This is a genomic window from Streptomyces sp. NBC_01237, from assembly GCF_035917275.1.
Lineage (GTDB): Bacteria > Actinomycetota > Actinomycetes > Streptomycetales > Streptomycetaceae > Streptomyces.
On record NZ_CP108508.1, the window covers coordinates 2629745 to 2642042 of the forward strand.

A 12298-nucleotide genomic window follows, 5' to 3' on the forward strand; every position below is an offset into this window, starting at 1 on the left:
CAAGGGCTTGCCACCATGAGCGTGTTTACGCAAACATACGGTGGCAGCCTTTTCCGCCGAAGCGCGCCGCACCACCCGCGCGTCCTCTTCAGCACAGGAGCACCAGCAGATGTCCGTTCTTCAGATCGACGACGGCGGATTCCGACTCGACGGCGAACCCTTCCGGCTGCTGTCCGGCGGAGTGCACTACTTCCGGGTCCACCCCGCGCAGTGGGCCGACCGGCTGCACAAGGCCCGTCTGATGGGCCTCAACACCGTCGAGACATACGTCCCCTGGAACCTCCACCAGCCACGGCCGGACCACTTCCGCATGGACGGCGAACTCGATCTGCCCGCCTTCCTCGACCTCGCGGCGGCCGAGGGCCTCCACGTCCTGCTCCGCCCCGGTCCCTACATCTGCGCCGAGTGGGAGGGCGGCGGCCTTCCCTCCTGGCTGCTGGCCGACCCCGACATCCGGCTGCGCACCCGCGACCCCCGCTTCCTCTCCGCGGCCGACGACTACTTCACCCGGCTGCTCACCCCGCTCGGGCCCTATCTCTCCACGCGGGGCGGACCGGTGCTCGCGGTGCAGGTGGAGAACGAGTACGGGGCGTACGGCGACGACACCGCCTATCTGGAGCACCTCGCCGGCTCGCTCCGCCGGTGCGGCGTCGACGTACCGCTGTTCACCTGCGACCAGCCCTCCGACCTGGAGCGCGGCGCGCTGCCCGGGGTCCTCGCGACGGCCAACTTCGGCAGTCGCTCCGCCCAGAACCTCGCTTCCCTGCGCGCGCACCGGAAGACCGGTCCGCTGTTGTCCACGGAGTTCTGGATCGGCTGGTTCGACCGCTGGGGCGGTCACCACGTGGTCCGTGACCCGGACCGGGCGGCGCAGGAGCTGGACGAGGTACTGGCCTCGGGCGCCTCGGTCAACTTCTACATGTTCCACGGTGGTACGAACTTCGGTTTCACCAACGGCGCCAACGACAAGGGCACCTACCGGCCCACCGTCACCTCCTACGACTACGACGCGCCGCTCGACGAAGCGGGCGACCCCACCGCGAAGTTCACCGCCTTCCGCGAGGTCATCGCCAAGTACGCGACGGTCCCCGCGGAGCCCGTCCCCGCCCGCGCGGACAAACTCCCGCCGGCCACCGTGGCCCTGCACGAGAGCGCCGGTCTGTTCGCGTGCGCCGCGGTACTCGGCGATGCAGTCGGGTCCCGGACTCCGCTGACCATGGAGCAGCTCGGCCAGGACTTCGGGTTCGTCCTGTACGAAACGGTCCTGCCCGCCGCCGGACCGGTGCTGCTCGAAGTGGAGCAGGTCCGCGACCGTGCCCAGGTCTGCCTCGACGGCGGGCCGGTCGGCGTCCTGGAGCGGGAGAACCACGAACACGCCCTCGCCTTCACGGTGCCCCGCGCGGGCTCCGTCCTCAGCCTGCTCGTCGAGAATCAGGGCCGCGTCAACTACGGCACCGGCATCCACGACCGCAAGGGCCTGCCCGGCGGGGTCACCCTGGACGGCGAGGAACTCACCGGCTGGACCAACCGGCCGCTGCCGCTGACCTCGCTCGACGCGCTGCGGTTCGCTCCCACCACGACCGCGCCGACAGGTCCGGCCTTCCACCGCGGCACCTTCGAACTGACGGAGACCGCGGACACCTTCCTCCACCTCGACGGCTGGACCAAGGGCAACGTGTGGATCAACGGATTCGCGCTGGGCCGGTACTGGTCGCGCGGTCCCCAGCGGTCCTTGTACGTCCCGGCCCCCGTGCTGCGCCGGGGCACCAACGACATCGTCGTACTCGAACTCCACGCCTCGCACCGAGCCCGTACCGTCGACTTCCGGGAGACGCACGACCTCGGCCCCACCGAGGAGTAGGTGGAGCACCGTTCTCCGGCACGAGGACCGGAGAACGGCCGCACGGAAGACACCCGAGCGGCGGACGGCCGGGCTCCGGAGAGCGGCGGAGCACGGAACACGGCCGGGCACGGGCAGGACGGCGAAGCACGGAACACGGCCGGGCACGGGCAGGACGGCGAAGCACGGAACACGGCCGGAGACCGGAAACGGTGGAGCACGCGCAACGGCCGGGCACGGAACACGGCCGGGCGCCGACCTCGATGCGATGCCCGGCCGTTCGGTGTCATCCCCGCTTGAGCTGCTGGTTCGTACCGCCGTCGCAGCCGTACTGGAGCACGGCCGCACCATCGGCGGTCGAGGTGCCGTCCACGTCCCCGCACTTCGCGCTGTGCCGGAGGGCAGGCGGCTTCCAGGTGTCGGCGGCGCCGCGGAAGGTCCAGGACTGGTTGCCGGCCGTCGTGGGCCGGTACACGCCGACGGGGGCTCCGTCATGCGTGGCGGCTCCGGTGACATCGAGGAGTTCGCCGGTGGCCCTGTTGATCAGGGTGGCGTGGCCGTCACCCGTGGTGGAGCGGATCCACTGCTGCTGGGGTGAGGATCCGGGTGCCGCGAAGGTGAGCGCGCCCCCCGCCACCGAGAGCGCCTTGCCGGTCCCGACGTTGGTGACACGGTACGCGGCGGTGTTGCCCCAGTCGCCCGGTACGGACTTGGTGAAGGTCCACCGCTGCGTGGCGTCGGCGGGGTCGGAGGTCTTCTGCACCGGCCTGCTCGTCCCGTCGACCGTGGCGGCCGTGAGCGCCATCCCGCTGTTGTCGTTGACCAGTTGGCGCGGTGCGCCGGTGGGGGCCGTGGCTGCGGCGGTGTTCACGCCGGTGGCTCCCGGCAGGACGAACGTCGTGACGGAACCGGCCCCTACGGTCGCCCTCAAGGTCGTGCCCGTGGTGGTGAGGTCGCTCCCGCGCTGGAGGTTCCTGGTGGCGTCGGTGGTGTAGCGCTCGACGGGGGCCCCGCCGACGGTCCGGAATCCGCTCAGGTCCAGGGTGAGTTCCTGGTCGGCGCCGGTGGTGTTGGTGTGGACGACGACGGTGCCTTGTCCCGACGGGCGCAGTGCGGCCAGGGTGCGGGTGTCGTCGGTGTTGATGACGCGGGCACCCGGACGGACGAAGCGGCTGTAGTTGGCCATCGCCCAGTACTTCTTGTTCTTGCGCAGCGGCTCGGTCGCCGCGTCGGCCGGAGTGAAGTCGGTCTGGATCAGGCCCCAGTTGGAGTTCTCATGGGCCGGAGTCATGTTCTCGTAGTCCTCGACGGCCTGCCAGAGCACCCAGGCCCGGGGCTCCAGCTCCCTGATGTCGTCGCTGATGCGGCCGGCCAGGTCCAGGGCGGGGCTCATGTCGGTGAAGCTCTGCGGGACGCTGCCGCCGAGGTCCACCTCGGACATCCACAGCGGGGTGGCCTCGCCCTTGGCGATGTCCCGCACCCCGGTGCGGCCGTTCGTCCCGTACGTGTGCGTGTTGAGCCGGCCGACGGAGTCCCGGACTTCGGGGGCGTACGCCTCCCAGTTCGTACGGAAGAGATCCGGGTTCGTCTCGTCCATGGCCGCGATCCGGGTGGTCGCCCCCTTCGCGTCGAGGGCCGTACGGAGTGCGGAGATCATGCGGGCCTGCGAGTCCGGGCTCCAGTGCGAGCCCTCCTGACCACCACCGGCGTGCCAGTAGCCGGTGTTCGGCTCGTTGACCGGTGAGAGGGAGTCGAACTTCACGCCCGTGGCGTCCTGGGCGCGCTGGAGTGCGCCCGACAGATAGGCGGCGAACCTGTCGTACTGGTCCGAGCGGAGATTGTCCTGCGAGCCGTCCGCGGCGCCGGAGACGAGCCCGCTGTTGGTCATGAAGTACGGCGCGGAGTTGGAGAACGCCTCGAAGGTCCGGGCGCCGCGCGCCTTGGCCGCGGTGAGCCACCAGCGCTGGTTGGCGTCGGCCTTCGGGTTCCAGTGACCGGCGTCGGCCGGATCCCACCAGTCGGGGGTCTCCGGTCCCGGCCGGTTCCAGTACCCGGGTATCGCCGCTCCGGCGCGCATGTAGGGAGTGGTCCCGGGACTGTCGCCGCCGCCGATGTTGTAGCGGGCGACGGTGAAGCCGAGCCCGTTCGCACCGTAGAGGTCGTCCGCCAGCCGGTTCCGCCGGGCTTCGGGCCAGCCGCCGGTGACGTTGGCGAACCAGGCGAGGGCGGTGCCCCATCCCTCGAAGGCGGGCTGCTGGTAACTGGGGTCGAGGCGGATCGTCAGCGACGCGGCCGGGGCGTCGGCCGCCGCCGCCTGCGGTGCGGTGAGGCCGGCCGCGGCGAGGACGGCCACGGCACCGGTACCGGCGAGGAGCACGGCGGGGCGGCGGGAGCCGGAGCGGTGGCGAGGACGGGGCGCAAAGGGCGTACGAGTGGAACTCACGTGGTGCTCCCTGGTGATGGGGGGCGTGAAGTGCGGTGGTCCGACCGATCGCGGGGTACGGGACGCCGTGCTGCCGGGATGGACGACGGCGGCCCCGCGCACGGCCGGGCTGCGTGGCACGCCGATGACGTGCCACGCGGGGGTCCGGCTCCGGGTCAGACGGCCGAGCGGCTCCACTTCTGGTTGTCGCCGTTGTTGCAGGTCCACTGCTCCAGGGCGGTGCCGTCGGCGGTCGACTGGTTCACCACGTCCAGGCACTTGCCGCTGTGGCGGGCGACGATCCGGACGTGGCCCGTGGTGTCCGTCGACTGGACCGTCCACTGCTGGGACGTCCGGCCGTCACAGGGGTTCTGTACGGCGAGCGCGCCGTCCGCGGCCGAAGCGTCCTTGATGTCCAGGCACTTGCCGCTGTGCCTGGCCATGATCTGGACATGGCCGGTGCCGAGCTTCTTGAACCAGAAGTTCTGGTTGACGCCCCAGCCGCAGCCCCACTGGACCAGCTGGGCCGCGTCACCCATGCCGAAGTCGGCCACATCGGCGCACTTGCCGCTGTTGCGGGCCGTCAGCGTCTCCCAGGCCACGTTCATGCCGTCGACGGTCCCGGCCGCGGTGTCCACGGTGATGGTCGGGGAGTAGTCCATGGTCATGGTGGTGCTGGTGGGGAACTTCAGCGGCAGCCAGACGTACTGGGAATCGTTGACCGTACCGCCCATGGAGTTGCCCCAGCGGTCACCCATGTAGAGGTAGCTCGTGCCCTTGGTTCCCTGGACCGGGAGTACGAAGGCGGTCTGGGTGCGGTAGGTGGAGGAGTCCCCGATGTCCGTCAGACCGCTCCACGTACCCGTGACGCTGGTGGCGGTCCCGTACTTCTGCTGGTTCGGCGACCATCCCGTGGCGCCGGACGTCAGCAGGAAGTAGACGCCGTCGCGCTTGAACATGGCCGGTGCCTCGCGCCACTGGCCCGCCCACAGCTTCTGGACCTGGGACTCCACGGCCGTGTAGTCCGACGTCAGCCTGTACACGTGCAGGTCCGCGTTCTCGTTCGCCGCCGAGATCATGTATCCCGAGCCGTCGGTGTCCACGAAGGTGGTGATGTCGCGGGACATGTGGCCGAGCGGGCGGAAACTGCCGCGCCACGTGTAGTCGCCGTCCACCGTGGAGGAGACGGCGACCGCGGCACGGGCCTCGGAGTAGTCGGTGGCGCTTTCCTTGTGCATCCACATCACGAACTGGCCGGTGGCGCTGTTGTACATGACCTTGGGGCGCTCGATGTTGGCGGTCCGGAGCTCCGGGTCGGTGGCCTGGGTCAGGACGTGGTTGCGGAACTCCCAGGTCCTGAGGTCGGTGGAGCGGTAGGCGGAGACGTACCGGAAGGTGTTGTCGGCGTTCCGGTCCTCACCGAACCAGTAGTAGTACTGGCCCACCTTGACGACCCCGCCGCCGTGGGCGTGCACGGGGTTGCCGTTCGGATCGCTGAACTGGGTGGCGTTGGTGACGGCGACCGGGGCCGCTTGCGCGGTACCGATCCCGCTGAGGAGGGCCAGCAGGAGGGCGGACAGGACGGTGAGAATTCTCGCCGTACCAGGGAATTGGCGTCGCATGGTGACTACCTCTTGACTGTCTGCGGACAGGGGGGAGTTCGCGCACGGGGCGCGGACATGGCCAATCGGTGGTGAGGCGCACAGTCGCGCCGTGGCCCGCGCCGGGAGCGGCCCGGGTGGGGCGGGACCGGTACACGTCGGGGATGCACGGCGTGTCAAGGCAGCGGATCACCCCCGTTATGTTTGCGTTAACACGTGTGCTTCGGTGAGAGTGTGGAAGCACCCCGAGGGCCTGTCAAGGATTCGGACAGGAACTCCCACCGGTTTGACCGCCCGTCGTGTTTGCGCCAACATGCACATGCGGCCATACGCCGCTGCGCGCGCCCTTCCAGGGCTTCCGGGGTTCGAGGACGGCTGCATGACGACGGAGAAGAAGACCCGGTCGCCACGGTCGCGACCGCCCAGGCAATGGCCTTCCATGGCGGATGTCGCAGCCCTGGCCGGAGTGTCCTCGCAGACCGTCTCGCGCGTGGCCAACCACCGGGAGAACGTCGACGCGACCACCCGCGAGAAGGTGCTGGCCGCGATGCGGACCCTCGGGTACCGCCCCAACACCGCGGCCCGCGCACTGGTGACGGGCAGATTCGGTGCCCTGGGTGTCGTCAGTTTCGACATGGGCGCGCACGGCAACGCCCGGACGCTCGGTGCCATCGCCGACGCCGCGCGCGAGGCCGACTTCTCCGTCAACTTCATGGGCGTACGGGCCCAGACCGAGGCCGCGGTGCAGCAGGCGTTCCAGCATCTGATGCTTCAGTCCGTCGACGGCATCGTGCTGGTCGAGTCGCAGATGCTCGACACCCCCTCGCTGCATCTGCCGCCCACGATGCCGGTCGTCGTCGCCGACGGCGACGCCGGACACCGTTACCCGAACGTCGACTTCGACCAGGCGCTCGGCGCCCGCAGCGCGGTCACCCACCTGCTGGAACTCGGTCACCGCACGGTCTGGCACCTGGCCGGGCCCGGCGACTCCTTCGCCGCGCGCCGCCGGGCCGAGTCCTGGCGGTCCACGCTCCGGGCCGCCGGCGCACCGGTACCGCCGGTGCGGCACGGGGACTGGACCGCGGAGTCGGGGTACCGGACCGGCCGCGAGCTGGCCGGACGCCCGGACGTGACCGCGGTCTTCGCGGCCAACGACCAGATGGCGCTCGGGCTCATGCGCGCACTGCACGAGGCCGGCCGTGACGTGCCGGGGGAGGTCAGCGTGGTCGGTTTCGACGACATCGCCGAGTCGGCGTTCTTCGAGCCGCCCCTGACCACGGTGCGCCAGGACTTCGACCTGGTGGGCCGGCACTGCGTCACCCTGCTGCTGGACCAGATCGACGGCAGGTCCGAGGGTCCGCGCAAGCTCGCCGTGGAACCCGCTCTCACCGTGCGCTCCAGTACGGCGCCACCCGGATCGGGTCGCCCGGCCTGAGCGGGGACGCCCCACGGCCCCCGGCGACCGGACCCGATGCCACTCGCGGTGACCGGACCCGATGCCGGGCGCGGGACCGGGCGCGCCCGGCGACGGCGTCCGGCTCGGAGGCCCGCCCGGGAGAGCCGGTGCAACGGCCGCGCCTCCCCCGCCCCTGGACGCTTCCAGCCCTCAACGCCTCCGGGCCCTCTCACCCCTGCCGATCCCCAACGCCTCCGGTCCCCCTCACCCCTGCCGATCCCCAACGCCTCCGGTCCCCCTCACCCCTGCCGATCCCCAACGCCTCCGGTCCCTCAACGCCTCCGGCCCCTCACCCCTGCCGGGCCGCTTCCGACGGAACCGACGGGACCGGCCCGGTGCTCGCGCGGACGACGAGTCGGGTCGGCACGAGCTGCGCACCGCCCTCGACACTCTCGCCGCGCAGCTCCCTCAGGATGGCGTCGACGCACAGCTCCCCCACCCTGGCGAAGTCCTGATGCACCGTGGTCAGAGGCGGGATGAACGCGGCGCTCTCGGCGATGTCGTCGAAGCCGACCACGCTCACGTCCTCGGGCACCCGGCGTCCGCGCTCGTGGAGCGCCCGCAGCACGCCGAGAGCCATCTGATCGTTCGCCACGAAGACCGCGGTGCAACCGGGCTCGTCCGCCAGCCGGAGACCCGCCCGATATCCCGATTCGGGGGCCCAGTCGCCCCGTAGCGGGGGTGGCACCTCCCGCCCCTCCTCGCGCAGCGCCGCCTCCCACGCGACCGCGCGGCGGCCCGCGGCGAACGACTCCTCGGGGCCCGCCACATGCCACACCGTGCGGTGGCCGAGTTCCAGGAGGTGCCGCACGGCCGTACGGGCGCCCTGGTGCTGATCCGTATCCACCACATGGAATCGGTCACCGGCGTCCGAGTCCACGACGACGACCTTCACATGGGGCGGCAGTGTCAGTGATGCCGCGTCCAGCAGGTGCACCTCCATGATCAGGACGACCGCGTCGACCGCGAGCTCGTCGAGCCGTGTGAAGGCTCCCCTGACGTTGTCCTGCGTCGGGGCGTCGAGCGGGATCAGCGTGACCGCGTACCCCGCGCCCGAGGCGTACTTCGCGATGGCCTCCAGGGTCCGCACGTTGCCCGTACTGGAGAGGCTCATGGTGATGACACCGATGGTCCGGAAGTCTCCGCGCTTGAGCGCACGGGCAGCGCTGTTGGGCCGGTAGCCCAGTTCCCGCATGGCGTCCAGCACCTTCTGCCGGGTCTTCTCGATGACGGCCGGGTCCCCGTTGGACACCCGGGAGACCGTCTGCGACGAGACGCCCGCGGCGCTCGCGACGTCGGCCATCGATACGCGGGCCCGCCTGCCTCCGGCGGCCTGCCGACCCTTGCTGCCGGCCGTCCGCGCGCGACCTGCGGTGTCCTTCTCCGTCACCGGATTCCCTTCCATTGACTGCCTCTCCGTGCTTGACGACCCCCAGCGAGAGTGTCACCATCACGCTACCGATGATTACGTAAACATTTCTTGTCGGCCCCGCCCCGACCCAGCCGCCTCCGGCCTTCGGGCGCCCTCTCCTCGTCACACAGACCGGCCGGTCACCGACCCAAGGAACCCCCATCATGACGCTCCTGCAGACGCCGGCGAAGGCAGTTGCACCACCCCGACCACGCGCCTCCCTCCGCCTTCGCAGGGAGGCGCTCATGGGGTGGGGATTCGCCGGTCCGTTCGTCGCGGTCTTCGGGCTCGTCTTCCTCGCGCCGATCGGGTACGCGCTCTACCTCAGCCTCTTCCGCGACCGGCTCATCGGCGGGAACTCCTTCGTCGGTCTGGCCAACTACCGCCAGGCGCTGACCGATCCGCAGTTCTGGGAGGGGCTGGCCCGGGTCGGTCTCTTCCTGGCCGTCCAGGTGCCGGTCATGCTGGGCATCGCCCTCCTCGTGGCACTCGCCATCGACAGCGGCCGGCTCTACGGCACGTCCTTCTTCCGGGTCGCGATCTTCCTGCCGTACGCCGTCCCCGCCGTGGTCGCCAGCCTGATGTGGGGCTTCATCTACGGCACCCGGTTCGGCCTGGTCGGCAACATCAACGACGCCCTGGGCCTCACCCTTCCCGACCCGCTCTCGCCGTCCCTCGTGCTGGCCTCCATCGGCAACATCGTCACCTGGGAATTCGTCGGGTACAACATGCTGATCTTCTACTCGGCGCTGAAGGTCGTACCCCGCTCGCTCTACGAAGCGGCCTCGATCGACGGCGCCGGGGAGTGGCGGATCATCACCGCGGTCAAACTGCCCGCCATCCGGGGCGCCCTGGTCATCGCGACGATCTTCTCGATCATCGGCAGCTTCCAGCTCTTCAACGAGCCGAGCATCCTCCAGAAGCTCGCCCCGAACGCGATCACGAGCGACTTCACCCCCAACCTGTACACCTACTCGCTGTCCTTCGCCGGCCAGCAGCACAACTACGCGGCGACCGTGGCGATCGTGATGGGCGTCATCACCGCGGTCATCGCCTACACCGTCCAACTGCGCGGCATGCGGAAGGCCTGAGCCATGACCACGAACCTCGCCGACATCCCCTCGAACGCCGCTGACCCCGCTCACCGGACCCCCTCCGCGCGCGCCTCCCGCACCACCCGCACCACCGGTCTGCGAACGCCCCGCCGCCGCCCCCACACCCCGCTCAGCCCCCGCCGCAGCGTCCCGCTGACGCTTCTGACCGGGCTGGCCCTCGTCTACGCACTGCTTCCGCTGATCTGGCTCGTCATCAACGCGACCAAGGACGAGAAGGGCCTGCTCGACTCCTTCGGCCTGTGGTTCGGCGAGGACTTCACCCTCTGGGGCAACATCACCCGCACCCTGACCTACGACGACGGCGTCTTCGTCCGCTGGCTGCTCAACACCCTGCTGTACGTCGCCGCGGGCGCGGGCGGCGCCACACTCCTCGCCGTCCTGGGCGGATACGCGCTCGCCAAGTTCAGCTTCCCCGGCCGCCGCGCCGTGTTCGCGGTCGTCATCGGGGCCGCGGCCGTGCCCGGTACGGCCCTCGCGGTGCCGACGTTCCTCATGTTCAGCAACCTGGGACTGACCAACACCCCGTGGGCCGTGATCATCCCGTCCCTCATCTCACCGTTCGGGCTCTATCTGATGTGGGTGTTCGCCTCCGAGGCGGTGCCCGCCGAACTCCTCGAAGCGGCCCGCATCGACGGCTCCGGCGAACTGCGCACCTTCTTCCGCATCGCGCTGCCACTCCTCATGCCGGGAATCGTCACCGTACTGATCTTCTCCATGGTCGCGACCTGGAACAACTACTTCCTGCCCCTGATCATGATCAAGGACCCGGACTGGTACCCGCTCACCCTCGGGCTGAACGCGTGGAACTCCCAGGCGCAGACCGCCGGCGGCGACGCGGTCTTCGACCTCATCATCACCGGCTCCCTGCTCACGATCGTGCCGATCGTGGTGATCTTCCTCCTGCTCCAGCGGTACTGGCAGTCCGGCCTGGCCGCGGGCAGCGTCAAGGAATGACCCCGCGCCTCCCCACATCTCTCCCCTCCCCCTCCCCCTCACCCCCACTCCTGCCCTCCTCTTCCTCGAACACCGAACCAGGAGCACCACGCATGAGGACGAACAGCACCCTGCGGCTTCTCGCCGCCGCGGCCATGGCCTGTGCCATCACGGTCGGCGCGACCGCCTGCGGCTCTTCCGACCCGGCCGCCGACGGCGGCGGAGGGAAGAAGGACGTCAAGTCCGCGCTGGAGAAGGGCGGCAAAGTGACGGTGTGGGCCTGGGAGCCCACGCTGAAGAAGGTGGCCGCCGACTTCGAGAAGAAGTACCCCCAGGTCGACATCGAGATCGTCAACGCCGGCACCGGCGACAAGCAGTACACCGCTCTCCAGAACGCCATCGCCGCCGGCTCCGGGGCCCCCGACGTGGCCCAGATCGAGTACTACGCCGTCGGCCAGTTCGCCATCGGCGAGTCCATCGAGGACCTGGCCCCCTACGGCGCCGCCGCCCACGACAAGAGCTTCACCACCGGCCCCTGGAGCGCGGTGAAGTACGACAAGGCCGTCTACGCCCTCCCCATGGACTCCGGCCCCATGGCGCTGTTCTACAACAAGAAGGTCTTCGACAAGCACGGCGTCGCGGTCCCCACCACGTGGGACGAGTACGTCGAGGCGGCGCGCACCCTGCACAAGGCCGATCCCAAGATCTTCATCGGCAACGACACCGGCGACGCGGGAGCCACCACCAGCCTCATCTGGCAAGCCGGAGGCCGCCCGTACAGGACCGAGGGCACCGACGTCACGATCGACTTCTCGGACGCCGGTACCAAGACCTACACCGACACCTGGCAGAAGCTGCTCGACGAGGACCTCCTCTCACCGGTCAGCTCCTGGAGCGACGAGTGGTACAAGGGTCTGGCGGACGGCTCCATCGCCACCCTGGCCATCGGCGCGTGGATGCCCGCCAACTTCACCTCGGGGGTGGCCTCCGCGTCCGGTGACTGGCGGGCGGCCCCGCTGCCGCAGTGGACCAAGGGCAAGACGGCGAGTGCCGAGAACGGCGGCAGCTCCCTCGCCGTACCGAAGGCTGCCAGGAACAAGGAACTGGCCTACGCCTTCACGGAGTACGCGACCACGGGCGCGGGCGCCACGTCCCGGATCGCCGAGGGCGCCTTCCCCGCGACCCGCGCCGACCTGGAGTCGAAGGCGTTCCTGGACACCCCGTTCCCGTACTTCGGCGGTCAGCAGGCCAACAAGATCTTCGCCGGCTCGGCCCGTGACGTCGGCACCGACTGGTCGTACCTGCCCTACCAGGTGTACGCGAACTCCGTCTTCAACGACACCGTCGGCAAGGCGTACGTCTCCTCGACCACCCTGTCCCAGGGCCTGGACGCCTGGCAGAAGTCGAGCATCAAGTACGGCACCGACCAGGGCTTCGGCGTCAACAAGTAGTTCCCGGTCCTCGGACCCGCACGCAGGGCACGCTTCCGCCGCCGCGGGTGGCGGAAGCGGCCACGTGAA

The 12298-nt window shown here is 70.0% G+C and carries 8 protein-coding genes; 5 read left to right on the forward strand and 3 right to left on the reverse strand.

Annotated features, from left to right (window positions below):
- Positions 1-109 precede the first annotated feature (109 nt).
- Positions 110-1861: a glycoside hydrolase family 35 protein gene (locus tag OG251_RS11700; RefSeq protein ID WP_326677104.1), complete on the forward strand. Its 1752-nt coding sequence runs from the start codon at positions 110-112 to the stop codon at positions 1859-1861.
- 265 nt (positions 1862-2126) lie between these two features.
- On the opposite strand, the gene OG251_RS11705 is transcribed toward OG251_RS11700, so the two are convergent.
- Both OG251_RS11705 and OG251_RS11710 read right to left on the reverse strand, forming a co-directional pair.
- Entirely contained in the window at positions 2127-4283 is a 2157-nt protein-coding gene (locus tag OG251_RS11705; protein WP_326677105.1) for a glycoside hydrolase, read from the reverse strand.
- Positions 4284-4438: 155 nt separating this feature from the next.
- Positions 4439-5884 carry an RICIN domain-containing protein gene (locus OG251_RS11710; RefSeq protein ID WP_326677106.1) on the reverse strand — a complete coding sequence of 482 codons (1446 nt, stop codon included), beginning with the start codon at positions 5882-5884 and terminating at the stop codon, positions 4439-4441.
- Positions 5885-6302: 418 nt separating this feature from the next.
- Here OG251_RS11710 and OG251_RS11715 point away from each other — a divergent pair, with 418 nt between their 5' ends.
- Positions 6303-7298: a LacI family DNA-binding transcriptional regulator gene (locus OG251_RS11715; RefSeq protein WP_326677107.1), complete on the forward strand. Its 996-nt coding sequence runs from the start codon at positions 6303-6305 to the stop codon at positions 7296-7298.
- Between the two features lie 310 nt (positions 7299-7608).
- On the opposite strand, the gene OG251_RS11720 is transcribed toward OG251_RS11715, so the two are convergent.
- Positions 7609-8622 carry a LacI family DNA-binding transcriptional regulator gene (locus OG251_RS11720; protein WP_442818418.1) on the reverse strand — a complete coding sequence of 338 codons (1014 nt, stop codon included), beginning with the start codon at positions 8620-8622 and terminating at the stop codon, positions 7609-7611.
- Between the two features lie 272 nt (positions 8623-8894).
- Between OG251_RS11720 and OG251_RS11725 the strand changes: the two genes are divergently transcribed.
- The 3 genes from OG251_RS11725 to OG251_RS11735 all read left to right on the forward strand — a co-directional run bounded on the left by OG251_RS11725 (position 8895) and on the right by OG251_RS11735 (position 12229).
- On the forward strand, positions 8895-9821 hold the full coding sequence (locus OG251_RS11725; RefSeq protein ID WP_326677109.1) for a carbohydrate ABC transporter permease: 927 nt from the start codon (positions 8895-8897) through the stop codon (positions 9819-9821).
- A 3-nt stretch (positions 9822-9824) separates the two neighbouring features.
- Positions 9825-10799 carry a carbohydrate ABC transporter permease gene (locus OG251_RS11730; RefSeq protein ID WP_326677110.1) on the forward strand — a complete coding sequence of 325 codons (975 nt, stop codon included), beginning with the start codon at positions 9825-9827 and terminating at the stop codon, positions 10797-10799.
- Between the two features lie 92 nt (positions 10800-10891).
- Positions 10892-12229 (forward strand): ABC transporter substrate-binding protein, encoded by a 1338-nt coding sequence (locus tag OG251_RS11735; RefSeq protein ID WP_326677111.1) that lies wholly within the window; start codon positions 10892-10894, stop codon positions 12227-12229.
- Positions 12230-12298: the final 69 nt, after the last annotated feature.